We start from the raw sequence: 24,905 nt of genomic DNA on the forward strand, positions 1-24,905 counted from the left end.
GCCGACGTCCGGCCCGGCCCCGGCCGCAATTCCTACCGGTACGCGCGCCCACCGCGCAACGGCTTTTCGGGTGCCGGGCGGGTCAGTGCCCGGTGAGGGTGCGCGGGGCGGCGTGGTCGCCGGTTCCCGCGGTGAGCCGCAGATAGGCCTCCTCCAGGGAGGCGCCGCGAGGGGACATCTCGTGGACGGCGATGCCGTGGCGCGCGGCCAGGTCGCCGATGGCGGCCACCTCCATCCCGGTCACCGACAGGCCGCCGCCCGGGTCGTCCGCGACGACGCCGCCCGCCTCGGTGAGCACCGCGGCCAGCTCGGCCGCGCGGGGCGAGCGCACCAGCACCCCCTGCCCGTAGCGGCCGGCGAGCTCGGGCACGGAGGTGTCGGCGATCAGCCGGCCGCGCCCGACGATGACCAGCCGGTCGGCGGTCAGCTCCATCTCGCTCATCAGGTGACTGGACAGCAGGATGGTGCGCCCCTCGGCCGCCAGACCGCGCATCAGCTCCCGGATCCAGCGCACCCCATCGGGGTCCAGGCCGTTGACCGGCTCGTCGAACAGCAGGACCTCCGGGTCGCCGAGCAGCGCCGCGGCGATGCCCAGCCGCTGCTTCATCCCCAGGGAGAAACCGCCGGCCCGCCGCCGGGCGACGCCGGCCAGCCCTACCTGTTCGAGCACCTGCGCTACGCGGGCCTGGCCGATGCCGTTCCCCCGGGCGAGCCATCTGAGGTGGTCCAGGGCGCTGCGCCCGGGGTGCAGCGCCGCCGCGTCGAGCAACGCGCCGACCTTGCTCATCGGGCGCCGCAGGGAGGCGTACGGGCGGCCGCCGACGAGCGCCGCGCCGGAGGTGGGGGCGGCCAGGCCGAGGACCAGGCGCATGGTGGTGGACTTGCCGGCGCCGTTCGGCCCGAGGAAGCCGGTCACCTGCCCGGGCCGCACCTCGAAGGACAGCCGGTCGACGGCGAGGGCGCGGCCGTACCGCTTGGTCAGTTCTCTCACTTCGATCACCGTGCCAGGCTGCCGCGAGGACACCGGGCGGCGCATCGTCCCTGGGCCGCGATCCGGCGGCCCCGCCGCAGGCGTAGCGCGCGGCCCGCGGGGGGCCGGCGTCCGCCCGGGGGATGACATCCCCCGGCAGGAGGTGCCGGGCCGGCCGGCACCGGTAGCCTGCGGAGGTGGACGACGCGGAGACCCAGGCCGAGAAGGCGGACCTGTGGCCGTCTCCCGGCCCGGCAGGCTCCGGCGCGGCCTGGTCGCCGCCCGCACGGGGCCGGCTGGTCAGGCTGGACGCGTTCGCCGCGGCCGGGTACACCTTGCTCCTGCTGGGCATCGTCCTGGCGCGGCACGCGGCGCCCGGCGCCGCTGTGCCGGTGGTGCAGTGCCTGATCGTCGCCGGCATGGGAATTCCCCTGGCGGTGCGGCGGCTGTGGCCGGTGCCGGTCTTCTGGGTGGTGCTGACCGCGACCGTGTCGTCGCTGTTCGCCGGGATGGTCAACGATGCCTTCGCCGCGGCCGCCTTCGCGCTCTACATGGTCGCGCTCACCCGTCCGGGGCTGCGCTGGGTGCCCACGCGGACGATCGGCGCGCTGAGCGCCGTCGTGATCGCCGGCTCCACGATGGCCGGTCCGGTCGGCTGGGGGACCGACGGTTTTCCGTTCACCTCCGTGCTGGTGGGCCTGCCCATCATGGGCGGGGCCTGGACCGTCGGCCGCGCGGTGCGGGAGCGCCGGCTGTACGTGCGGCGCTCGGCGAACGAACTCGCACGCCGGGCGGTCACCGAGGAGCGGCTGCGCATCGCCCGCGAACTGCACGACGTCGTGGCGCACAGCATGACGCTGATCACCGTGAAGGCCGGCGTGGCCGACCACGTCGCCGAGGTGCGGCCGCAGGAGGCCCGCAAGGCGCTGCGCGAGATCGAGTCGGTGAGCCGGGGCGCGCTCGTCGAGATGCGGCACATGCTGGGCGTGCTGCGCTCGGAGGGCGACGGGGAGCCGGCCGACCTGCTCCCGGCGCCGGGCCTTTCCGGGCTGCCCGAGCTGGCCGAGCGGGCGGCGCAGGCCGGCGTGCGGGTCGAGCTGGACGTGGCGGAGGCCGACGGCCTGCCCGAGGGGGTGGAACTGTCGGTCTACCGCATCGTCCAGGAGGCGCTGACCAACGTCGTGCGGCACGCCGCGCCCGCGCACTGCCGGGTGCGGGTACGCGGCGGCCGGGGTGAGGTGCGGGTGGAGGTCGTCGACGACGGGCCTGGAGCCCGGGTGCTGCCCGCCACGGGCGGGGCCGGCGGCGGCCACGGCCTGGTGGGCATGCGGGAGCGGGTCGTGATGTACGGAGGGTCCTTCGACGCCGGCCCGCGGCCCGCGGGCGGCTTCGCGGTCACCGCCACCCTCCCCTACGGACCGCCGCCGGCGGGAGCGGTCGGCGCGGCGGAGGGGCCGGCTCCGGAGCCGGCGGACGGAGTGGCGTGGTGAGCGGGAAGGCGGACGAGCGAGTGGGCGAGAGCGCGGCGGAGATGACGCGGGGCGGTCCGGGCGCGGCCGGCGGCGGGGACATCCGCGTCCTGGTCGCCGATGACCAGGCGCTGCTGCGCGGCGGCTTCCGGCTCCTGATCGACACCGCGCCGGGCCTCACGGTCGTCGGCGAGGCCGGCACCGGCGCCGAGGCGGTCGAGCTGGCCAGGTCAGAGCGTCCCGACGTCGTGCTGATGGACGTGCGGATGCCCGAGATGGACGGCATCGAGGCGACCCGCCGCATCTGCTCGGACCCGCGGATCTCAGGGGTGCGGGTGCTCATCCTGACCACGTTCGACCTGGACGCCTACATCTACGCGGCGCTGCGGGCGGGGGCCAGCGGCTTCCTGCTGAAGGACACCCGGCCGGCCGACCTGCTGGCCGCCGTGCACGTGATCGCCTCGGGGGAGGCTCTGCTCGCGCCCACCGTGACGCGGCGGCTGATCGCCGAGTTCACCCGCAGGCCCGAGCCGGCCCGTACGCTGCCGCGCCGGCTCGACGGCGTCACCGAGCGAGAGCGCGAGGTGCTCACCCACATCGCCCGCGGGCTGTCCAACAGCGAGATCGCCGAGCACCTGCACCTCAGCCAGGCGACGGTGAAGAGCCACGTGGGGCGCCTGCTGGCCAAGCTCCACGCCCGTGACCGCGCCCAGCTCGTCGTGGTCGCCTACGACAGCGGCCTGGTCACCGCTCCGCCCGCCGGTTAGAGCGATCGCCGGGCGACATCGCCCCGGCCGCGCGCCGTGCGGCGAGATACGGGCAGGTAATCTGCGTGCACGGTACGCCGTACTCTGTACGGAGCGGGGTTGGTGGGAAGATGGCCGTGTGCCGCCCACGATCGACCGCAGCGGCGCCGGAGATCCGGTGCGCACCCTCGAGCTGCTCTGGAGGCGGCCGGGGGCCCGTCCGTCGCAGCGCGGGCCCCGCCAGGGCCTCACCGTCGACGAGGTGGTGCGGGCGGCCGTGCGGCTGGCCGACGCCGAGGGCCTCACCGCCCTGACCATGCGCCGCGTCGCCCAGGAGCTGGGCGTGGGCGCCATGTCGCTCTATACCTACGTCCCCGGCAAGGCGGAACTGCTCGACCTCATGCTCGACATGGTGTTCGGCGAGATGCCCCGGCCCGACCTGTCCGGCCTGGCCTGGCGCGAGCGGCTGGAGGCCGTGGCGCGCGACAACCGCGACCTCTACGAGCGCCACCCCTGGGTGACCGCCGTGTCCACCAGCCGCCCGCCGCTCGGCCCCGGCCTGCTCGCCAAGTACGAGCACGAGCTGCGCGCCTTCGAGGGCCTCGGCCTGGACGATGTGGAGATGGACGACGCCCTGTCCTACCTGCTGGGGTTCGTGCACTCCTCCGCCCGGTCGGCGGCCGACGCGCGCGCCTTCGAGCACGAGGGGGCGCTGACCGACCAGCAGTGGTGGGCGGCGAGCGCCCCCGTGCTCGCCCGGGTGTTCGACGCCGAGCGCTATCCGACGGCCTCCCGGGTGGGCGCCGCCGCGGGCGAGGCGCACAACGCCGCCTACGACCCCGGCCACGCCTACGAGTTCGGCCTGCGCCGCGTCCTGGACGGCCTCGGCGTCCTGATCGACCAGCGCCAGGGCCGCGGACCGGCGGACTCCTGACCAGGGCATCCGCCATATCCACCATCCACCGCGTGCGCCGCGTCAGCCACGTGCGGCACGTCGGCCACCGCGCCACGTCGACCACGTTCGCCACCTGACCCCACCTGCGCCGACGACGGCGTCCCCGTGTCGGCGTCCCGCATGTCGGCGTCCGCCGTGTGGGCGTTCTCGCGTGGTCGTCCCCCGTGTCGGCGCCTTCTGCGTGGACCTCCACGGTGTGTGCGTCACGATGGTCGGCGTCGTCATGGTGATGGCGGCCGGCTCGCGCTTCGGGTCCGCCGGCTCGCCGCACCGGGACGGGGCTGTCAGGCGGCGGGCACCTTGTCGAGGAAGCCGTGAACGTCGCGCAGCCGGCCCTCCTCGGTCAGCACCGCCACGTCGAAGCCGTCCACCACCGACTCGACCTCGCCGGCCGGCCCCAGGTGCCAGCCGAACCGGACCAGGTTGTGGTGGGCGTCCACCGGCCCCGACAGGCGGAACTCGAATCCCGGGAACCGCCGCTGCACCGCGGCGATGGTCGCGTCGATCGCCTCGCGCCCCGCGACGGATGCCAGCGGGTCCACGTAGGTGCCGTCCTCGACCCACAGCCCGTCGACGGCCGCACGGCGGGCGGCGGGGTCGGTCTGGTTCCACGCCGCGATGTACCGGCTGATCAGTTCGTGCGCGTCACTCATCACTGCACTCCTTATATCTGGCTATGGGTTGATACTTCGGCGGATGTCGGCGAACAATCCGATGTCCCCAACCATGGCGGGCCGGCGCCGGGAAATCGATTACGTCACGGGTAACCGCGCACGGCCCTCACCAGCGTCGTCATCCCCCACCTGGCCGCACGACCGGTCCTTCACCCGGGCGACGGGCAGGCGCGCCGGTGGTAGGTGCGCGGGCCCGGACGACGGACGGCGTGTCGGGCAGCGTCCAGACGACGGGCGGCGCGCCCGGGTGCGTGCGGGCGGCAGCGGGTGGCAGCGTTATGGCAGCGGCGTGGCAGCGGCGCCGTGCACGGTGGTCCCGTCACCGCCACATCCGACGGGACCACCTCCACCACCTGGGACGGACAGCCATGAACCACACCCCCGTGCTGATCGCCGGAGCCGGGCCCACCGGGCTCACCCTCGCCGTCGACCTCGCGCGCCGCGGCGTCGCCTTCCGCCTGGTCGACGCCTCTCCCGAGGCGCGTCCCAACGGCTCGCGCGGCAAGGGCCTGCAACCTCGCACGCTGGAGGTCTTCGACGACCTCGGCGTGATCGAGCCGACGCTGACCACCGCCGCGCCCTACCCGCCGATGCATGCCTACGCCGGCGACACGGTCGTGTGGCAGGGGCGCCTGCACGAGCCGGCCGAACCCACCCCGGCCGTGCCGTACCCGATGGTCCTCATGCAGCCCCAGTGGCGCACCGAGGCGATCCTGCGCGAGCGGCTCGCCGGGCTAGGCGGGCGGGTGGAGCAGGGCGTCGCGCTCGCCGGCCTGGAACAGGACGCCGGCGGGGTGACCGTCACGCTCGAGGGTCCCGCAGGCGCCCGCGAACGCCTCACGGCCGACTACGTGGTGGGAGCCGACGGCGGCGGGAGCACGGTGCGCAAACTGCTGGGCGTGGGGTTCGCCGGCACCACCCACGAGAGCGAGCGGATGCTGATCGGGGACGTCACCACCGCCGACCTGGACCGCGACCACTGGCATGTGTGGGGCGACCTCGCCACGCAGAAGCTCGCCGTCGGGCTGTGCCCGCTGCCGGGCACCGACGTCTTCCAGTTCACCGCCGCACTCGGCCAGGACGAGACCCCCGACCGCACGCTGGCCGGGTACCAGGAGCGGCTGGACGCCGCCCGCGGAGACGCGCGCGTCCGCCTGACCGCTTTGAGGTGGACCTCGGTCTACCGGGTCAACATCCGGATGGCCGACCGGTTCCGCGTCGGGCGGGTGTTCCTGGCCGGGGACGCCGCCCACGTGCACTCCCCCGCGGGCGGCCAGGGGCTCAACACCGGCGTCCAGGACGCCTACAACCTGGGATGGAAACTGGCCCGGGTGATCGGCGGCGCTCCCGCCGCCCTGCTGGACACCTACGAGGAGGAGCGCCTGCCCGTCGCGGCGGACGTGCTCGGCATCAGCACCGCCCTGCACGAGAAGGCCAGGCGGGGTGACGCCGACGCGGCGTACCGGGGCGAGGACACCCAGCAGTTGCTGCTGTCCTACCGCGGCGGCTCGCTCGCCGCCGTCGGCGCCCGCGCCGGCGACCGGGCGCCCGACGCGCCCTGCCACACCGCCGCCGGGGAGGCGGCCCGCCTGTTCGACGTCCTGCGCGGCCCGCACACCACGCTGCTCCTCCTCGGCTCCGCCGCCGGCGCCGCTCCAGCCGTCGAGGGCGTGGCCCGAGACGGCGGCGGAACCGGGTCCGCCGGCCTCGGGGCCCGCGGCCTTGGGTCCGCCGGCCTCGGGTTCGACGCGGATGCGGGGGTGCGCGTCTACCGGGTCGGCGCGGACCTCGCCGACTCCGGCGGGCACATCCGCGCCGCGTACGGCGACCGGGGATACGTGGTGATACGTCCGGACGGGTACATCGGCGCGGTGACCGAGGACCTCGCCCAGCTAGAGGACTACCTGGCCCTGCTCGGCCACCGCCCCGCCACCCCGGCTGCCACCGGCTGACCGGGAACCCCCGCCTCACCGCGGTCGGCGCTCCCGAGGGCGGGTCAGCCGTGGGCGTGAGCCGGCAGTGGGGACGGCCCGGCGGTGGGACCGGCCCGGTGGTGGGTGCGGGTCAGCGGTCCAGCGTGCGGTACCGGCGGACCGAGAGCGGGAAGAAGACCGCGATGAGCAGCAGCGGCCAGGCGAGCGCCAGCAACGGCGCCTGCTGGGCGGCCCAGGAACCGCCGCCCCAGCCGGGGTTGCCGAACAGCTCCCGGGTCGCCGCGACCGTCGCCGACATGGGGTTCCATTCGACGGCCGCGCCGAGCCATCCCGGCATCGTGGCCGGCGAGGCGAAGGTGTTGGACAGGAACCCCAGTGGCCACACCAGGATCTGCACGGCCATGACCGCCTCGGGGTTGCGGATGGCCAGCCCGAGGTAGACGCCCGTCCACAGCAGGGCGAACCGCAGCAGGAGGAGCAGCCCGACGGCCGCCAGGGCGGGTCCGAGGCCGTGGTGCCACCGCCAGCCGACCGCCAGCCCGCAGGCGATCATGACGGCCAGCCCGAGCACGGAGTTGAGCATGTCGGCGGCGCAGCGGCCGGTCACCACCGCCGAGGGGGCCATGGGCATCGAGCGGAACCGGTCGGTGACGCCCTTGGCCGCGTCGGCGCTGACCGCGGTGAAGGTGGCCTCGATCCCGAAGACCATCGTCATGGCGAACATTCCCGGCATGAGGAACTCGCGGTAGTCCCCTCCTCCGGGGATGGCCATGCCGCCGCCGAACAGGTAGGCGAACATCAGCACGATCATGACGGGGAAGAGCAGCTCCACGACGACCTGGCCGGGCCGCCGGGCCCGGTGCGCCAGGTCGCGGTGGGTGATGGTCCAGCCGTCGGCCAGCGCCCACCGCAGCCGCGCGGCGGCCGTGCGGGGCGGCGCGGGCACCGCCGCCACCGAATTCATGACGGTCATGCCGCCACCTCCCACCCGTGCCGCGCCGCCGCGTCCCCGCGTCCACCAGGCCCGCCGAGCGCTCCGGGCATCACCAGCACCCTCCCCATGTCGCCGTCCCCCTCCTTCCGCGCCACACCTCCAGGCTCCCCGTGTCCACCGGGTCCGATGGGGGTACTCGTGGTCGTCCTCATGCCGCCGCCTTCTTCGTCGGGTGGGGTGTCGCCGCTTGGTGGCCGGTGAGGTGGAGGAACACTTCGTCCAGGGTGGGACGGCGCAGGAGGATGTCCTCGACCGGCACCCCCTCCTCCGAGAGCGCGCGGGTCACGGCGGTCAGCGCGGCCACCCGGTCGCGCACCGGGACGCTCACGCGTCTCCGGTCGGTGTCGCGGTCGGCGCGCGCGCCCGCCACCCGTTCGGCGACCGCCGCGGCGGCGCCCATGTCGGCGGGCTCGCGCACCACGAGTTCGACGCGGTCGCCGCCGATGAGGGACTTCAGCTCCTCTGGGGTGCCCTGGGCGATCGTCCGGCCGGCCGAAAGGACGCAGATGTCGGTGGCCAGCCGGTCGGCCTCCTCCAGGTACTGGGTGGTGAGCAGAACGGTGGTGCCGCCGGCGACGAGCGAGGCGACGGCCTGCCAGACCTCTCCGCGTCCGCGCGGGTCCAGCCCGGTGGTGGGCTCGTCCAGGAACAGGACCGGCGGGGTGAGGATGAGGCCGGCGGCCAGGTCGAGCCGGCGGCGCATGCCTCCGGAGTACAGCTTGACCGGCTTGTCCCCGGTGTCGGCCAGCCCGAACCGTTCGAGCAGTTCGTCGGCGCGGCGGCGCGCTCCCGCCGTGCCGAGGTGGTAGAGCCGGCCGAACATCACCAGGTTCTGCCGGCCGCTCAGCACCTCGTCCAGGGCGGCGTTCTGCCCCACCAGCCCGATGCGGCAGCGCGCCCGCGCGGCGTCGCGGACCACGTCGAGGCCGGCCACCTCGGCCCGGCCCGCGTCCGGCCGCAGCAGCGTGGTGAGAATGCGCACCGCCGTGGTCTTGCCCGCGCCGTTGGGCCCGAGCAGCCCGCACACCGTGCCCGCCGGCACCGCCAGGTCGAACCCGGCCAGGGCCTCGGTGCGGCCGTACCGCTTGCGCAGTCCCTCAGCGAGGATCGCGTGTCCTGTGGACCCCACTCCCGCCTCCCTCCCATTAACTCCGTACGTTGTACCGTACAGCATACGGGACATCGTACGGAATAACCGGGGTGCGACGGGGACCTTGGGCGGGCGAGCGTTCGGCGGCCGGGTTCCGCACGAGGGCGGCGCGGGAAGCGGCGCGGCGATGGCGGCGGCGATGACCGTGCGCAGTGAAAGTTTCACGGTCGGTTGACGCAGGGCCGCGTCAACTCCCAGGATCATGGGTGCTTCCCGGTCGGGAGGCATGAGATGTCCATGGCGAGGGGTCCGATGCCGAAAGCTCTGTTAGCGCTAACATCCGCCGTCGTGCTGACGCTGGCCGGCCTGAACGTGCCCGCCGCGCACGCCGACGAGCCCGCCGCGGTCGCGGTGACCGTCAACGCCCGCGCGGCCCTCGCCACCGTCCCCGCGACCGGCATCGGCGCCAACCACGCGATCTGGGACGCCAACCTGGGCACCGACGCGACCGCCGACCTGCTGAAGGACGCCGGCGTGAAGGTGCTGCGCTATCCCGGCGGCTCCTACTCCGACATCTACCACTGGGCCGACCACACCGCGCCCGGCGGGTACGTGGCGCCCGGCACCGACTTCGACACCTTCATGCGCGGCGTGCGGCGCACCGGCGCCCAGCCGATGGTGACCGCCAACTACGGCACCGGCACCGCCGCGGAGGCCGCCGCCTGGGTCCACCAGGCCAACGTCGTCAAGGGCTACGGCGTGAAGTACTGGGAGATCGGCAACGAGAACTACGGCAACGGCCGCTACGGCAGCGCCTGGGAGGCCGACGACCACGCCGACAAGAGCCCGGCCGAGTACGCGCGTAACGTCGTCGCCTACGCCGACGCGATGAAGGCGGCCGACCCCTCCATCAAGATCGGCGCGGTGCTGACCACGCCCGCCAACTGGCCCGACGGGCTGGTCGCCGCCGGCGACGACGGCACCTGGAACAAGGTCGTCCTGTCGGCCGCCGGACCGAAGATCGACTACGTGATCGTGCACTGGTACCCCGGCGCGCTCGACAGAGCCGGCCAGATCCCCGACATGATCGACCTCACCCGGCGGCAGATCGCCGCGTACGCGGGCCCGCAGGCCGAGCGCATCGGCATCGCGATGACCGAATTCAACACCGGCACCAGCAGCGCCGGCGCCACCACCCAGCCCGGCGCGCTGGCCGCAGCCGACGCCTACGCGACGCTGCTGGCGAACGGGGTGTTCACCGTCGACTGGTGGAACACCCACAACGGCATCGGCCCCGTCACCCAGGTGGCCGGGCAGACCGACTACGGCGACTTCGGCCTGCTGTCGAGCGGGGCCTGCACCTCCGGCGGCGAGGTGTGCGAGCCGGCGCTGAACACGCCCTTTGCGCCGTACTTCGCGCTGCAGATGATGAGCAGGTTCGCCCGTCCCGGCGACCGGTTCCTCCGGGCCGCCACCGACCAGCCCAAGGTGGTCGCGCACGCCGTCCGGCGCCCGGACGGCGACCTCGCGGTGCTGCTGCTCAACACCTCGGCCGACACCTCCTACCCCGTCACCATCGGGTACGCCGGCTTCGCCCCGGCCGGCGCGGCGCCGACCGTGCTCACCCACACCAACGGCGCCACGAGCATCACCACCGCCACCGCCGGCAGCGCGACCGCCCAGACGCTGCCGCCCCTGTCGATGACGACGATCGTCGTGCGTCCCTCCTCCTCCCAGACCGGTCTGCCGGGAACGCCCGGCCAGCCCACGGCCACGGGGGTGACCGACCGGGGAGCCACCATCTCCTGGCCCGCCGCCTCCGCCGGCGCACGCCCGATCGTCAAGTACGAGATCCACCGCCAGAACGGGGTCGTCAGCGAGCAGCTCGGCGAGACGGCGGGCACCTCCTTCACCGTCGGCAACCTCAACCCCGGCACGCGCTACACGGTGAACGTGCTCGCCCGGGACAGCGGAGGCGGCCTGTCACCGGCGTCCCCGCCGCTGACCTTCACCACCGGCACGCCCGCGTCCAGTTCCTGCACGGTCCGGCTGAGCGACCAGAACGACTGGGGCAGCGGGTACGTCGGCGCCATCGACGTCACCAACAACGGCGCGCCGATCGACGGCTGGACGCTGAACTTCGGCTGGCCGCGTTCCTGGCAGAGCCTCGGCAGCGGCTGGGGTGGCGTCTGGACGCAGGACGGCTCGCAGGTCAAGGTCGTCAACGAGGCCGGGCACGGCTCGCTGCCCACGGGGGCGACGGTCAGCGTCGGCTTCGTCGGCAACTACAGCGGCCCGAACGTCCTGCCCACGGTCTTCACCCTCAACGGGACACTCTGCTCGGCCGCGTAGCCTCCGTCCTCCTGCGGCGTCCCGCGGCCGTCCTCCTCTGAGGGCCGCGGGCGCCGTGGATGCGGGTCCGGTGTGGTCCCGGGCGGCGGCCGTAGGATCGGGACCACGATGACCACGGAGTACACCGGCGGGGGCGACCCCGCGCGCAGCCTCGCCCTGCTGTGGCGCACCCGCGAGAAGTCCGGGCGCAAGGGCGGGCCCGACCTCAGCGTCGACCGCGTCGTCCGCGCCGCCGTCGAACTCGCCGACGCCGACGGCCTGGCGGCGCTGTCCATGCGGCGCGTCGCCCAGCGCCTCGGCGTGGGCACCATGTCGCTGTACACCTACGTGCCGGGCAAGGCCGAGCTGCTCGACCTCATGCTCGACACGGTGTGCGGCGAGCCCGCCCGGCCGGCCGAGGTGCCCGGGGGGTGGCGCGGCAGGCTGGAGTTCGTGGCCCGGGAGAAGTGGGCGCTCTACCAGCGCCACCCGTGGATGCTCTACGTCGCCACCAGCCGTCCCCCGCTCGGCCCCAACGTGGCCGGCGCCTATGAGTACGAGCTGGCCGCCGTCGAGGGCATCGGACTGACCGACCTGGAGATGGACTCCGTCGTCACCCTGGTCGGGGGCTTCGTGCACGGCGCCGCGCGCGGCGCGGTCGAGGCCGCCCAGGTCGCACAGCGCACCGGCGTGTCGGACGAGCAGTGGTGGTGGGCCCACGCCCCGTACCTGGCCAAGGTGATGGACCCGTCCCGCTACCCGCTGTCCGCGCGGGTGGGCACGGCCGCCGGGGAGGAGTACGGCGCGGCCTCCGCCCCGCAGCAGGCCTTCGAGTTCGGCCTCCAGCGGGTCCTGGACGGCGTCGAAGCCCTGGTGACCCGTCGTACGGCCGCCTCCCAGGACGGCACCACCCCCCAGGACGGCACCACCTCGCAGGGGGGCACCACCTCCCAGGGCGGCCCCGTCTCCTAGGACGCGCCCGCCTCCTTGGAGGCGTTGTGGAAGTAATGGCCTTTGTCCAGGTCGTCGATGAGTCCGGGCTGGGTCGGCCGCCACCCCAGCAGCTCGCGGGTCAGCGCGCTCGAGGCCGGGCTGTCGGCGGCGAGAAAGCCCACCAGCCAGCCGAAGTGCGCGCCCGCGTCCTCGGGGGCGACGGCGGCCACCGGCAGGCCGAGATGCCGGCCGATCACCTCGGCGACGTCGCGCATGGGCACGCCCTCGTCCGAGACCGCGTGCAGGACCGATCCCGCCGGCGCCTTCTCCAGCGCCAGGCGGAACAGGTGGGCGGCGTCGAGCCGGTGCCCGGCGGGCCAGCGATCGGACCCCTCGCCGATGTACCCGGAGACGCCCTTGCCTCGGGCGATGCCGACCAGCATCGCCATGAACCCGGGATCCCCCTCCCCGTGCACGGTCGGAGGCAGCCGCACCACCGACGAGCGGACGCCGCGCGAGGCCAGGGACAGCGTCATCCGGGCGGTCGCCGGCCGATCCCGCGGCCCGCCGCCCGCGTGGGCCGCATCCGGGCCGGACTCGCGCCCGTCCTGCTCGGTGGCCACCCGCCCGGGAGCGAGCCCGAGGGTCCCTGAGGCGATGACCAGCGGCCGACCAGAGCCCGCGAGCGCCTCGCCGAAGGCCTCGACGGCGCGCCGATCGGCCTCCGTGGCCTCCGCGAAGCCACCGGAGAAGGCGATGTCGTGCTTGAACGCCAGGTGGATCACCCCGTCGGAGGCGGCGGCCGCGTCGCGCAGGCCGTCGAGATCGTCGATGGTGCCGCGACGCACCTGTGCGCCGGCCGCGGTGAGCGCGGCGGCGGAGGCGTCCGAGCGCGCCAGCCCGACGACCTGGTGACCCGCGCCGACCAGTTCGGGGACGACGGCGGAACCGATCCATCCGGAGGCGCCGGTGACGAATACGCGCATGAGAAGTACTCCAAAAGTCGATCGTCCGGGGCATCCAGGCCCCAGACCGATGTCAGTGACTGTCATCAACGTAGCACTGATGTCAGCCACTGTCATCAAGGTAGGATTCCGGCATGGGACGATGGGAGCCGAACGCGCGCGGCCGGCTGGAGCAGGCGGCGCTGGAGCTCTACATCGAGCGCGGGTACGAGCAGACCACGGTGGCCGAGATCGCCGGCCGGGCCGGGCTGACCGAGCGCACGTTCTTCCGGCACTTCGCCGACAAGCGCGAGGTGCTGTTCTGGGGCTCGGGCCCGCTGCGCGAGCACATGGTGGCCGCCGTCGAGGACGCGCCCGACGCGGCGGCCCCGATCGAGATGGTGGCACGCGCCGTCCAAGCCGTGGGCGAACTGATCGGGGAGCGCCGCGAGAGCGCCCGGCGGCGCCGGTCGGTCATCGCCGCGAACCCCGAGCTGCAGGAACGCGAGCTGATCAAGCTCGCGACCTTGTCCGCGGCGCTCGCCGGCACGTTGCGCCGGCGCGGCGTCACCGATCCGGCGGCGAGCCTGGCCGCCGAGGTCGGCCTCGCCGTCTTCAAGGTCGCGTTCGAGCGCTGGGCCGGCGACGACCCCGGGCAGCCCGGCCTGTCCGAGCTCATCCGGGAGTCCTTCGACGAACTGAAGGCCGTGACCGCGGGCGGGTGACGACCCGGACGGCGCGTCCGCCGGGCCCGGCTCCCCGGCCGGACGGCGGTCACCGTCCAGCCCGCGAAGCGACGGCGGTCACCGTCCAGCCCGCGAAGCGACGGCGGTTACCGGCCGCCGGCCGTTCGGTGAACGAAGGGCGGTGGAGGGCCGAGCGGCCGCGTGCGGCGAGGTCGTCTGAGATGATCGCGACTGGAGATCATCGGTTCAACGAACAGATAGTCAGGGGCGCCCCGCTGGCCATGCTGGCCAGCGCGCCGGCCGGGTACCTGCTGCCGCCGGCGCAGGTCACCGTGGCGGCGTTGTGGCTGATCTACGTGATCAACTGCCGCAAGCGGCTCCGCGAGGACCTCGAGGCGGCCGGCGGCCACCTCGGGCGGACCGGGGCCCTGTCGGAGGTGGCCGAGAGGCTGGGGAGGGACCGCTCCGCGCCGGGCCGGCCCCCGACGGTGACCATCTGACACGACGGCCCCGTCGAGGACGGCCCTCCGCATGCCGCGCGGCCCCCAGGAGGGTCAGAGGTTCTCGGCCAGGACGATGACGTTGTCGTCGGCGCCGAAGGTCAGCGGCGCGGTCTTCGGCGGGTTGAGCGTCACCCCGAAGGAGGGGGTGTGGTCGCTGTGCCGCTTGACCCGGTAGCCGATGGCGGTCTGCCCTCGCCGCTTGGCCACCTCCACGACGGTCGCGAAGTTCGCCTCCACGCCAGGGACGAGGTAGTCCGAGGCGGGCAGCAGGTGGATCTCCGGGCCGGTGGGGTCGAAGAGCTGGGAGAACACGCCGTGCAGATGCCGGTTCTCCGCGAGCTGGGTCAGCAGCAGGCTGATGAGCTTGGTGCTGATGATGAAGTCGTCGGCCTTGGTGACCTGGAAGATCTCCCGGTTGGCGTCGTCGTTGATCTCGGTCACGATGGTGTAGGGGTCCCCGAGGCTCACCTTGATGTCGCGCAGGTGCAGCAGCGTCACCAGCGTCCGGTCGTCGGCGTGCTCGGGGTCGACCTCGTCGTCGGCCAGCACGACCAGGTGCCGGTAGCCGCCGAGGTCGAGGTTCTCCAGCGACCGCCGGCTCGTCGGCCGGCAGTACTTGTAGCCGACGGTCAGGTTCTCCCGCCCGGTCTCAAGGACGTCCACCGGCCGGCCAGGGGCGGCGATGTCCACCACCGACCCCGGCTCGACCAGGCGGTCCAGCAGGTCGATCAGCTTCAGAGCGCGCGAGTTCCACCCGATGAGCAGGGTGCGGTCGGGCGTCTGCGCCCGGTCGGGGGCCGCCGCGACGGCCTGGGGGACGATCGCGGGAGCCGAGCCGGCGAGCTGGATGAGCAGGTCGTCCTCGGCCAGGACGATCACCTGGTCCCTGGCGTCGATCACGGTCTCCTGCGCGGGGTTGAGCAGGACCCGCCCGTCCATCCTGCGCAGCCCGACCGGGATGCCGAGGTCGTAGGCGCTGAGCGCCTCGCCGTAGGTGCGGCCGGTGAGCGCGGGCTCGGGGCGGATGTACAGCTCGTTGCCGTCGAAGTCCAGCAGGTCGGTGCAGACCGTGGACAGCCCCGACTGGCGGTGCGACTGGGCCACCAGCCGCACGGTGATGTCGTCGGCGTCGATCACGATGGCCGACTCGCCTCCGGCGAGGCGCGCGGCGGCGAGGTTCTCCGACTCCTGCACGGCGGCGACCACGTGCGGCCGCACGCCCCGCCAGGCGCGGTTGTTCAGCAACAGCAACGCCTTGATCACATCGACGTCGGCGTCCTTGTCCGGTGAGGGCAGCACCATGATCGCTTTGGCGGTGTCCGGGTTGACGAGCTCCAGGTCCACCCGCTTGAGCGGGCTTCCCGACCGGCAGATGACCCTGGTGCGGCCGGTCTCCCCCACCCGGGCGCGGATCTGGTCGTCCATGTCGACCTTGTCGCGGTCCGCCAGGATCACCACACAGGACCGCCGTTGCCCCTCGTTGGCCTTGACGAGCTCCTCGATCACGGTGAACACCTGCTCCGACCAGCCGAGCACGATCGTGTGACCGCTCTCGATCAACCGGGACCGGCCCTTGCGCAGCTCGCTGATCCGGTTCTCCAGACCGGTGGTCAGCACACCGATGAGCGAGCTGACGATGAAGATGCCCCCGATGGTGATGGTCAGCATCAGCGCCAGGAAGACCGGGCTCCCGCTGTCGCCGCCCATGGTGCCGGGGTCGATGGCGCGCATCAGGCTCATCCACCCGACGGTTCCCCAGCCGCCGTTCTCCTCGGTATCGGTGAAGGCGACCACCGCTGCCGTGACCAGCACGATGAGCACGACGGACGCCAGCGCCAGCCAGCCGATCAGCGCCGGCGTGCCGCGATCCATCGTGCCGTCGAACCAGTACCGCAGACGCTCTCGCAGTCTCCGCATCGTTGCCCCCGCCCATCGCAGCCGTGAAAAGCCGGCGTCATCAGCCGCCGGCCATCGATCATTGAAGCAGCAACCCAGGGCGAACCGTGCACGTATCAGGACATCGCCCCGGCTCCCCGGCGGAGACAACGCCGTTCCGGCCCAGCTCAGAGGGCTCCTCGCCGCCGGGCGCCGTCCGCAGGGGTCATGAGAGGATTCCCGCCACCGACAGGGTGAGACGGGCACGTGCTCGCCGAGGTGAGGCGGGGTCGCGGGCGGCGGAGCGGTACTCCGCGGTTCGCCGCGGCGGCCCTCAGAGGCCGGACAGCAGGGCCGCGGCGTCCGGGGCGGGTGAGGAGGCGCCCGCGCGCCATGCCGCGGCGAAAGCGGCCTCACCCAGCGCGTCCCGGCATCGGGCGACCAGCGCGGCCACCTCGCGGTCGGCGCTGTCGGGCACGCCCCGCAGCCGGGACGCCGCCGCCAGCGCGGCGGCGGCCCGTCCGGGCTCGCCCGCCCCCACGAGCCACTCGGCCGCCCCCTCCAGGACAGTGGCGCGCGCGGTGTCGTCCGGGGTCGCCGCCACCGCCTCCAGAGCCTCCCGCAGACGCCGCCCGCCCGCGGCGAGGTCGCCCGCCAGGGTCTCCACCCGGGACGCCTCCAGCCACACGAACGCCACCAGCTGCGCCGGGATCATCCGCGACCGCGACCCCGTGCCGCCGCCGGCGGACCGCTCGGCCGGCAGCAGGTCCATCGCCCGGCGCAGGCGCGTGCGCGCCCCCGCGTGGTCTCCCGCGCGGCGCGCCGTCTCGCCCAGGGCGTGCCAGGTGCGGGCCTGCGCCAGCGCGTCCCCCGCCCGCTCGGCCGCCACCCGCGCCTGCTGGAGCACCGCCTCCGCGCCCGCGAGGTCGCCGGTGCGGGCCCGTAACTGGCCCAGCCGCACCGGCAGCATCGCCGGGCCGGGCAGCGCGTCGACGCCGCCGATCTCCGCCGCCCGCGCCGCCGACTCCTCCAGCAGGGCCAGCGCCTCCGCCGGCTCGCCGCGGTTCTCCGCCACCAGCGACAGCCAGAACAGCGCCAGCGCCATCCCCCAGCGCTCGCCGAGCCCGTGGAAGGCCCGCGAGGCCGAGCGCACCAGCACCTCGGCGCGTGGCGCGCCGCCGGGGACGAACTCGAACTCCACGATGCCCTCGATGAGCAGCGTCGTGGCCCGCGCCCACGCGTCCGGGTGGCGGCCGAAGTGCTCGACCGCGGCGGCGGCGCGGCGCCGGATGTCGGCGACGCCGCCCGCGTACGCGCCCACGATCGCCCACGAGCCGAGCACCGCCGGCCGATCGGACCGGTACATGCGGTCCAGCAGCTCACCGGGCCGCATGCCGGCGACGCCCGCGCCGCCGCCTTCGCCGCCGGTGTCCTCGGATCCGGCCAGGAGCAGGCACATCGCGTGCTCGGCGGCCAGCCCGGGCGGCGGCGCGCCGCCGGTGGCGCGGGCCACCGCCGCCGCCCAGCCGGCCGCCTCCCGCCGCCTGCCCCGCATCACCCACGACCACAGCCGCGCCGTGTACAGCCGGACCGCCGTCTCGGCCCATCCGCACTCGATCGCGTGGCCGAGGGCCGCGTCAAGGTCGCCCTGATGGCCGTCCAGCAGGCGCAGCGCGGCGGCCTGCTCCGGGCCGCGCAGGGACGGCTCGCAGCGCTCGGCCAGCTCGAGGAAGTACGCGGCATGCGCCGCCCGCACCCGCCGTTCCTCCGCCCCCACCCCGGTGCCGTCCGTGCACTGGGTGCTTTCGGTGCCGTCCGGGGTCTCCGGGGTCTCCGGGGTCTCCGGGGTCTGGGCGAGCTTCTCGGACGCGTAGTGGCGCACCGTCTCCAGCAGGCGGTAGCGCACCCCGCCGCCGTCCCCGGCGAGGGGCGCGGCCGGCCGGGAGTCATCAGCGGCCTGGACCAGCAGGGACCGGTCGACCAGCGACGTCAGCACGTCCAGGCCGGCTCCGCACACGCGCGCCGCGGCCTCGGCCGACGCCCCGCCGCCCGCGAACACCGACAGGCGCCGCAACGCCGCCCGCTCGGGCTCGGTGAGCAGCTCCCAGCTCCAGTCGATCGTCGCCCGCAACGTACGGTGCCGCCGCTCCACCGCGCGGCTGCCGCGCCCCAGCACCTCCAGGCGGTCGCCGATCATGCCGGCGAGCTGGGCGAGGGTCAGGGAGCGCAGCCGGGCGGCGGCCAGCTCGATCGCCAGCGGCATGCCGTCCAGCTCCCGGCACAGCCGCACGACGTCGGCGAGGTTGCCCTCGTCGACGGCGAAACCCGGGCGGACGGCCGCGGCGCGCTCGGCGAACAGCGCGACCGCGGCGAACGACGGCGCCGACAGCGGCGTGACGTCCTCGCCGGGCACCGCGAGCGGCGGCAGGGGATGCAGGGCCTCTCCGGTGACGCCGAGCGGTTCCCTGCCGGTGGCCAGCACCCGCACGCCCGGCGCGGCGGCGAGCACGCGCTGGACCAGCTCGGCGGCCTCCTCCACCACGTGCTCGCAGTTGTCCAGCACCAGCAGGGCACGGCGCCCGGCCAGTGACGCGCACAGCCGCTCGGCCGGCCCGGCTCCCGCGGCGCCGCCGAGGCCGGCGAGCAGGCCGGTGCCGGCCAGGGCCGCGTGGACGGCCGCAGCGACGCCGGACGGACGGGGCAAGTGGCCCAGGACGCCGGACGGACGGGTCACGTGGGCCAGTTCGACCAGCCATACCCCGTCCGGCGCCCGTTCGCGCCGCGCCGCCTCCACGGCCAGCCGGGTCTTGCCCGCCCCTCCCGGCCCGGTCACGGTGACCAAGCGCGCCTCCCCCAGCAGGCGGCCGACCCTGGCCAGGTCGTCGCGCCTTCCCACCAGGCGGGTCAGCGGCGCCGGCAGGTTGCCCCCGGCCGCCGTGGTCTGGACGGCCGGAGAGGCGTCGGCGCGGAGGGCGTGCAGGTGGGCGGCGCGGAGTTCGGCGCCCGGGTCAACGCCGAGCCCGTCCGCCAGCGCCGCGCGCACGCGCTCGTACACCTCCAGCGCGTCCGCCCGCCGGCCGTCGGCGCACAGCGCCCGCATGAGCCGGGCCTGGAACGGCTCCCTGGTGGGATGCGCGGCCGCCAGCTCCTCCAGCTCGGCGACCAGCCCGGGAACCGCGCACGCCAGGTCGGCGTCGATGCGGGCCTCGAGCGTGGCCAGCCGCAGCTCCTCCAGCCGCGCGGCGGGCGCGGCGGCGAAGGGGAACCGGGAGGCGTCCACCAGCGCGGGCCCGCGCCACAGCTCCAGCGCCTCGCGCAAAGGCCCGCCCGCGCCGGACGGGTCGCCGGCGCGCAGCAGGGCCGCGCCCCGGGCGGCCCGCGCGTCGAAGACCCACGCGTCCACGGCCGGCCCCTCCGCGCCCAGCCGATACCCCGACGGGTGGGAGGCGACCGCCTCCCGTCCGCCGAGCTCACGGCGAAGGCGCGCCACAAGGGACTGCAGCGCCGCCGCCGGGTTGGCGGGCGGCTCTCCCGGCCACAGGTCGTCGACCAGACGCTCGACGGTGACGACCCGCCCGGGGTCGAGGGCGAGCCGTACGAGCAGCGCCCGCAGCCGCGCGCCCGCGACCTCGACCGGGTTCCCGCCCGCGTCCTGGACCCGGAGCGGCCCGAGGATCCCGACGCGCACGGCATCCCGCCCTTCCCTCGATCACGACGGTCTCATTCTCGTGGACCCGCGCCGGCCGCGTGATTGATCCCTGCACTTACCTCGACCGGAACGCATGGAGTGCCGTATCCCTGTTATCGCCAGGCTCACGGGGTAACAGGTGAAATCTCCGGTACCGGGATGCGGCGCGCCGATTCGTCCTCACCGTACGGTTGTGCGGACGCCGCACCGCCGGGGGTGGGAGAGTGGCCGGTGCGTGACCCAGGACGTCCAGGCGTTATGGTCAAGCCCGTGGCGGAGTTCTGACAGGTGGACGACTGGCGGCGTGGCAGGAGGGTGCCGGTGGATCGCAGGGGGCATGCGTCCGCGCAGTGGCCGATCACCGATGATCTCAGCACCTTGCGGGGGCAGGTGCGCGGGTACGCCGCTCTGGCGGGTCTTTCCGGCGTGCGCCTGCAAGACCTGGTGCTGGCGGTGAACGAGGCCGCCGCCAACGTGCTCGACCACGCCCACGGCGAGGGGCACGTCCAGGCCTGGCACGACGAGCGCTCGGTCACCGTCGAGGTGCACGACCGTCTCGGGCAGCTCGTGCCCGCACACGCCACCGCCGGCGACCCCGGGGTGACCACGCTGCGCGGCCGGGGCCTTTGGCTCATGCAACAGCTGTGCGACGAGGTGCGCATCACCAGGGACGCCCAGGGGTCGGCGGTGCTGCTGCGCCAGGAGATCAACGGCCTGCCGAAGGCCTGACCCCGACCGGGTCCCCTCACTTACCGATCAAGCATGGCTCTATCTGTGGGCAGGCGTGGCCGCTTCGCATATCGTCACCGATGTGGAGCATCAGCTAGTCGCCATGCGGGCCGGTCCCGGTGCGCGCACCCGGTCACCCGCCCGCGGCCCTGTCCGCCGTCCCCGCCGATCCAATGCTCGCTCCGTGAATAGGTCGCCCATGAACTTCACCGTGCAGGTCGAAGGCGGCTCCGCCGACGGCCAGTCCTCCCCGGTGCGCACGCTGGTCCTGACGGGGGAACTGGACCACGGCAGCGTCCCGCACCTGCAGAAGGTGCTCGACAAGGCCTACGCCGACCAGTGCCGGCACCTGATCATCGACGTCACCGGCCTGGCCTTCTGCGACTCCACCGGCATCAGCGTGTTCCTGGGCGCCCGCCGCGCGCTGGCCGCCCGCGAGGGGAGCGTCGCGCTCGCCGGCCTGAACGCGCGCGTCCAGCGCACCTTCCGCCTGACCGGGGTGGCCGACGCCTTCTCGACCTACCCCACCGCCGACGAGGCCCGCGCCGCCCTGTCCGCGTCCTGACCGGGGCACCCGCACCGCCCTCTCCCGGCCGGGCATCTTGACCGGGGCCATGACCGCGCGCCCGCACCGGCGCCGCCGCCGAGCGGCGCCGGCCTGCATGTCCTCCATGCCGGGAGTAAGGGGATCGTTGACCGGCCCCGGGAGAGAAGTTACGTTACGTCGGCGGGGCGGGGGTTTCCGGTGTTCGGAAGGGAGAACCGTCCTCATGCTCCGACGAATGCTCTTCTCCGCCGCTGCGGCGGCACTGCTGCTGCTCGGCGGCGTCCCGCCGGCCGCGCTGGCGGCGGACGCGACCCGCACGCCCGCCACCGCCGTCTACACGGTCACGCTGGCCAGTAACGCCTCGGGCGGCACCTGGACCGGCCATCAGAGCGTCAGCTTCGGCAACCCGTCCGCCGACCCGCTCACCGAGGTCTACCTGCGGCTTTGGGACAACTACCACGGCAGCTGCCCCTCCACCCCGATCACGGTCACCAACGTGACGGGGGGCACGCCCGCGCCGCTGTCGGTGAACTGCACCGCTCTGAAGATCACGCTGCCGTCACCGCTGAACCAGGGCCAGAGCACCTCGATCGGATTCGACCTGAGCATCGTGGTGCCGAGCGGCGCCGACCGGTTCGGCCGTGACGGGTCCTACAACTTCATCGGCAACGCCCTGCCGGTGCTGGCCGTCCGGGACGGCAACGGCTGGCACCTGGACCCCTACACCAACAACGGCGAGGCGTTCTACCAGCTGGTCAGCGACTACACCGTCACCCTCGACCATCCGACCTCGCTGCTGGTGCCCGCCACCGGCACTTCGGTGGACACGCCCGGCGCCTCCGGCCGGACGGTGACCACGGCCACGGCGAGCAAGGTGCGCGAGTTCGCCTGGGCGGCGGGGCCGTTCGTCAAGACGACGAGCACGACCACCACCGGCGTCACGGTGAACGTCTACCGGGTGAGCTCGATCAGCTCCAGCAGCGCCGCGTCCATGATGACGACCGCCAAGAACGCGCTGGTGGCGCACGCGGGGCGTTTCGGCGCCTTCCCCTACGGCGAGGTCGACGCGGTGCTGGACAACAACTTCTGGTTCGGCGGCATGGAGTATCCCGGCTTCGTCCTGGACGTGATCAGCTCCACGGCGCTGGCGCATGAGCTGGCCCACCAGTGGTGGTACGGCATCGTCGGCGACGACGAGTACAACAGCCCGTGGCTGGACGAGTCCTTCGCCGACTACGCGACCGACCTGTACAACGGCATCTCGGGCACCAACTGCTGGAACAGCGTCTCCTGGCAGTCCTCCGCCGAGAAGATCAGCAATTCGATGGCCTACTGGGACGCCCATTCCGGCCGGTACGGCACGGTCGTCTACGGCTACGGCAAGTGCGCGCTGCACGACCTGCGCCGCGCCATCGGCACGACCGCGATGCAGAACCTGCTGAAGGACTACGCCGCCTCCCACTGGCTCGGCGTCTCCACCACCGCCGACTTCAAGGTCGCCGCCCAGGCCGCGACCTCGGTGAACCTGTCCTCCTTCTGGACCGCGCACCGCATCGACGGCTGACCGCCCCGGCCGGACCTGAACAATTGTTCAGGTCCGGCTAGCCTTGGCGGCATGACACGAGTCTCCTGGCGGGCCGCGCAACTGACGGTCGGCGAACTGTCCGAGCGCAGCGGCGTGCCCGCCTCGGCCCTGCGGTTCTACGAGCGTCAGGGCCTGATCCACAGCCGGCGGACGGCCGGCAACCAGCGGCGCTACACCCGCGACACCCTGCGCCGGGTGGCCTTCATCCGGGCGTCCCAGCGCGTCGGCATCCCGCTGGCCACGATCAGGGACGTGCTCGCGCTGCTGCCCGAGGGGCGCACGCCCACGCGCGCCGACTGGGCCCGGGTGTCCCAGTGCTGGCGCGAGGACCTCAACGCGCGCATCGAGCAACTGGAGCGACTGCGCGACCGCCTCGCCGACTGCATCGGCTGCGGCTGCCTGTCCATCGACATCTGCGCCCTGGCCAATCCGCAGGACGCTCTCGGCGAGCGGGGTCCTGGCGCGCATCGCTTGATGAAGATGTGAGGTGTCCAGAGCTGACGCCTTTACAAAGTAGATCAAGTCGGCCACTACGACCGGTTCGAGATCACCGTGCGTCGGCGCCGCCGATCGGCGGCCGCCGTGGAGGGGGTGAGCAATGCCACACCCAGAGTGATGAATTGTGTGTGTATTGTGACATTTAGTGAGCATTTTTCCCGAGCTTTGGCGGCTCGTCACCTGTCTCACGCGATGATCGATGGGGAGGAGGTCCCCGTGACGCACAACACGAGTCGACCACGCATCGTCGTGGGCGTGAGCCACTCCCCCGCGGCGACGGCCGCCCTGCGCTGGGCGCTCGGCGAGGCCCGGCTCCGGGACGCGATGATCCAGCCGGTGCACGCCTGGCAGTGGTCGGGGCAGCACCGCGCGTCGTACGCGCCCATGGGCACCTGGCGCTCCCACGACGAGGAGTACGCCGCTGCCAGGGAGCAGACCCGCCGTGTCGTCGCCCAGGTCGCGCCCTCCCTCACGCCCATCGTGGCGCACGGGCCGCCCGCGCAGGTGCTGCTCACGCACTGCGAGGGCGCCGAGATGCTGGTGCTGGGCATCCGCAACCCCGAGCCCGGCACGCCGGTCGCCGCGACACCCGTGCTCGCGGCGCTGATCATGAGCGCCCCCTGCCCGGTGGTGGTCGTCTCGCCCAAGTCCGTCCCCCGGCCGGCCTTCCCCTCCTACGAGGTCACCCTCAGCGTGGCGCCGACCGGATGACCCCGCCGGGGTCGTCGCGGCCCGCCGTGTCGCCGTACATGGCGGCCAGGCGCGTCACGGTGTCGGCCATCATCTCGCGCAGCTCCGGCGGCCCGAGGACCTCCAGGTTCGCGCCCAGGCGCAGCAGCTGCCAGCAGGCGTGCCTCACCGACTCGACCGGCAGCCGCAGCACCGTCCAGCCATCCTCGCCCGGCGGCCCGGCCTCGGCCAGCGCGGCGTCGACCGGGCGCGCGCCGAGGGTGTGGCTCAGCAGCCCCTCCATCCCCGGCGCCAGCCGCACGGTGGCCTCGGCGGTGTACATGCGCTCACGGAACTCGGCCGTGTAGGTCTGCCAGAACTCCCCGAGGTCGAAGCCCTCCGGGCGGGCGAAGCGCTCGGGCAGCACCTCCAGCGACACGATGCGCGAGACGCGGTAGGTGCGCGCGGCCGACTCCTCCGGCGCCGCGACCATGTACCAGGATCCACCCTTGAGGACCAGACCGTACGGGCGGACCTCCCGCACCACCTCGGCGGGCCCCCAGCGGCGGTAGACCATGCGCAGCCTGCGCCCCTCCCACACCGCGTCGGCGACCTGCCCCAGGTGGGGGGCGTCGTCGGCGTCGCGGTACCAGCCGGGGACGTCCAGCAGGAACCGCTCGCGCATGCGTGAGGCCTGGGAACGCGGCTCGGGCGGCAGGGCGGCCAGCAGCTTGAGCTCGGCGGCGGCGGCCACCTCGGCCAGGCCGAGCTCGGCGGCCGGGCCGGGCAGCCCGGCAAGGAACAGCGAGGACGCCTCCTCGGCGGTCAGGCCGTTGAGCCGGGTGCGATAGCCGTCCAGCAACCGGTAGCCGCCCGCCGGGCCCCGATCGGCGTAGACGGGGACGCCGGCGGACGACAACGCCTCCACGTCGCGGTAGACGGTGCGCACGGACACCTCGAGCTCCTCCGACAGCTCGGCGGCCGTCATCCGGCCGCGCGCCTGCAGGACCAGCAGTAGGGAGATCAACCGGCTCGCGCGCACGCCCCCAGTCTCCACGATTTGCCAAACAAACACCAAAGATGTT

Annotated in this window: 21 protein-coding genes; 13 read left to right on the plus strand and 8 right to left on the minus strand. The window is 73.9% G+C overall.

The genetic code is table 11. The features are described from left to right. Positions 1-82 precede the first annotated feature (82 nt). The gene (locus ACWEN6_RS30845; protein ID WP_452575137.1) at positions 83-1,000 is read right to left on the minus strand and encodes an ABC transporter ATP-binding protein; all 918 of its coding nucleotides are present in this window, start codon (positions 998-1,000) and stop codon (positions 83-85) included. A 167-nt stretch (positions 1,001-1,167) separates the two neighbouring features. Here ACWEN6_RS30845 and ACWEN6_RS30850 point away from each other — a divergent pair, with 167 nt between their 5' ends. From ACWEN6_RS30850 to ACWEN6_RS30860, 3 genes are all read left to right on the plus strand, one after another. Further along, positions 1,168-2,460, plus strand: a complete 1,293-nt coding sequence (locus ACWEN6_RS30850) for a sensor histidine kinase (protein WP_452575139.1) — start codon at positions 1,168-1,170, stop codon at positions 2,458-2,460. Between the two features lie 41 nt (positions 2,461-2,501). Continuing rightward, entirely contained in the window at positions 2,502-3,206 is a 705-nt protein-coding gene (locus tag ACWEN6_RS30855; protein WP_452575206.1) for a response regulator, read from the plus strand. Positions 3,207-3,324: 118 nt separating this feature from the next. Further along, positions 3,325-4,119 (plus strand): TetR/AcrR family transcriptional regulator, encoded by a 795-nt coding sequence (locus ACWEN6_RS30860; protein WP_452575141.1) that lies wholly within the window; start codon positions 3,325-3,327, stop codon positions 4,117-4,119. A gap of 305 nt (positions 4,120-4,424) precedes the next feature. On the opposite strand, the gene ACWEN6_RS30865 is transcribed toward ACWEN6_RS30860, so the two are convergent. Next, positions 4,425-4,793 (minus strand): nuclear transport factor 2 family protein, encoded by a 369-nt coding sequence (locus ACWEN6_RS30865; RefSeq protein ID WP_452575143.1) that lies wholly within the window; start codon positions 4,791-4,793, stop codon positions 4,425-4,427. A gap of 389 nt (positions 4,794-5,182) precedes the next feature. On the opposite strand from ACWEN6_RS30865, the gene ACWEN6_RS30870 reads away from it, so the two are divergent. Continuing rightward, on the plus strand, positions 5,183-6,766 hold the full coding sequence (locus ACWEN6_RS30870) for an FAD-dependent monooxygenase (RefSeq protein ID WP_452575145.1): 1,584 nt from the start codon (positions 5,183-5,185) through the stop codon (positions 6,764-6,766). A 112-nt stretch (positions 6,767-6,878) separates the two neighbouring features. Here ACWEN6_RS30870 and ACWEN6_RS30875 read toward each other — a convergent pair whose 3' ends face one another. Both ACWEN6_RS30875 and ACWEN6_RS30880 read right to left on the minus strand, forming a co-directional pair. Continuing rightward, complete coding sequence (locus ACWEN6_RS30875) at positions 6,879-7,721, minus strand: ABC transporter permease (RefSeq protein WP_452575147.1); 843 nt, start codon at positions 7,719-7,721, stop codon at positions 6,879-6,881. A gap of 169 nt (positions 7,722-7,890) precedes the next feature. Then, positions 7,891-8,871 carry an ATP-binding cassette domain-containing protein gene (locus ACWEN6_RS30880; protein ID WP_452575149.1) on the minus strand — a complete coding sequence of 327 codons (981 nt, stop codon included), beginning with the start codon at positions 8,869-8,871 and terminating at the stop codon, positions 7,891-7,893. Positions 8,872-9,180: 309 nt separating this feature from the next. On the opposite strand from ACWEN6_RS30880, the gene ACWEN6_RS30885 reads away from it, so the two are divergent. After that, entirely contained in the window at positions 9,181-11,184 is a 2,004-nt protein-coding gene (locus ACWEN6_RS30885) for a cellulose binding domain-containing protein (RefSeq protein ID WP_452575151.1), read from the plus strand. Positions 11,185-11,292: 108 nt separating this feature from the next. Beyond that, entirely contained in the window at positions 11,293-12,135 is an 843-nt protein-coding gene (locus tag ACWEN6_RS30890; RefSeq protein ID WP_452575153.1) for a TetR/AcrR family transcriptional regulator, read from the plus strand. Here the strand turns inward: ACWEN6_RS30890 and ACWEN6_RS30895 are convergent. Then, the gene (locus tag ACWEN6_RS30895; RefSeq protein ID WP_452575155.1) at positions 12,132-13,082 is read right to left on the minus strand and encodes an SDR family oxidoreductase; all 951 of its coding nucleotides are present in this window, start codon (positions 13,080-13,082) and stop codon (positions 12,132-12,134) included. The genes ACWEN6_RS30890 and ACWEN6_RS30895 overlap by 4 nt on opposite strands. A 113-nt stretch (positions 13,083-13,195) precedes the next feature. Here ACWEN6_RS30895 and ACWEN6_RS30900 point away from each other — a divergent pair, with 113 nt between their 5' ends. Continuing rightward, on the plus strand, positions 13,196-13,765 hold the full coding sequence (locus tag ACWEN6_RS30900; protein WP_452575157.1) for a TetR/AcrR family transcriptional regulator: 570 nt from the start codon (positions 13,196-13,198) through the stop codon (positions 13,763-13,765). A gap of 182 nt (positions 13,766-13,947) precedes the next feature. After that, positions 13,948-14,226 carry a hypothetical protein gene (locus ACWEN6_RS30905; RefSeq protein WP_452575159.1) on the plus strand — a complete coding sequence of 93 codons (279 nt, stop codon included), beginning with the start codon at positions 13,948-13,950 and terminating at the stop codon, positions 14,224-14,226. Positions 14,227-14,280: 54 nt separating this feature from the next. On the opposite strand, the gene ACWEN6_RS30910 is transcribed toward ACWEN6_RS30905, so the two are convergent. Together ACWEN6_RS30910 and ACWEN6_RS30915 are read right to left on the minus strand one after the other, a co-directional pair. After that, positions 14,281-16,146, minus strand: a complete 1,866-nt coding sequence (locus ACWEN6_RS30910) for a CASTOR/POLLUX-related putative ion channel (RefSeq protein WP_452575161.1) — start codon at positions 16,144-16,146, stop codon at positions 14,281-14,283. Positions 16,147-16,438: 292 nt separating this feature from the next. Next, a complete protein-coding gene (locus ACWEN6_RS30915; RefSeq protein WP_452575163.1) occupies positions 16,439-19,792 on the minus strand; it encodes a BTAD domain-containing putative transcriptional regulator in 3,354 nt (1,117 codons plus the stop codon). A gap of 321 nt (positions 19,793-20,113) precedes the next feature. Between ACWEN6_RS30915 and ACWEN6_RS30920 the strand changes: the two genes are divergently transcribed. The 5 genes from ACWEN6_RS30920 (at position 20,114) to ACWEN6_RS30940 (ending at position 23,862) form a co-directional block, all read left to right on the plus strand. After that, positions 20,114-20,521: an ATP-binding protein gene (locus ACWEN6_RS30920; protein ID WP_354853338.1), complete on the plus strand. Its 408-nt coding sequence runs from the start codon at positions 20,114-20,116 to the stop codon at positions 20,519-20,521. 184 nt (positions 20,522-20,705) lie between these two features. Beyond that, the gene (locus tag ACWEN6_RS30925; RefSeq protein WP_452575165.1) at positions 20,706-21,086 is read left to right on the plus strand and encodes an STAS domain-containing protein; all 381 of its coding nucleotides are present in this window, start codon (positions 20,706-20,708) and stop codon (positions 21,084-21,086) included. Between the two features lie 205 nt (positions 21,087-21,291). Then, positions 21,292-22,632: a M1 family metallopeptidase gene (locus ACWEN6_RS30930; RefSeq protein ID WP_452575167.1), complete on the plus strand. Its 1,341-nt coding sequence runs from the start codon at positions 21,292-21,294 to the stop codon at positions 22,630-22,632. A gap of 51 nt (positions 22,633-22,683) precedes the next feature. Next, complete coding sequence (gene soxR, locus ACWEN6_RS30935; RefSeq protein ID WP_452575169.1) at positions 22,684-23,139, plus strand: redox-sensitive transcriptional activator SoxR; 456 nt, start codon at positions 22,684-22,686, stop codon at positions 23,137-23,139. A gap of 228 nt (positions 23,140-23,367) precedes the next feature. Then, positions 23,368-23,862: a universal stress protein gene (locus ACWEN6_RS30940; protein WP_354853328.1), complete on the plus strand. Its 495-nt coding sequence runs from the start codon at positions 23,368-23,370 to the stop codon at positions 23,860-23,862. Here the strand turns inward: ACWEN6_RS30940 and ACWEN6_RS30945 are convergent. Next, a complete protein-coding gene (locus ACWEN6_RS30945; RefSeq protein ID WP_452575171.1) occupies positions 23,840-24,862 on the minus strand; it encodes a helix-turn-helix transcriptional regulator in 1,023 nt (340 codons plus the stop codon). The genes ACWEN6_RS30940 and ACWEN6_RS30945 overlap by 23 nt on opposite strands. Positions 24,863-24,905: the final 43 nt, after the last annotated feature.

The sequence above is a fragment of the Sphaerisporangium sp. NPDC004334 genome, from assembly GCF_053602655.1.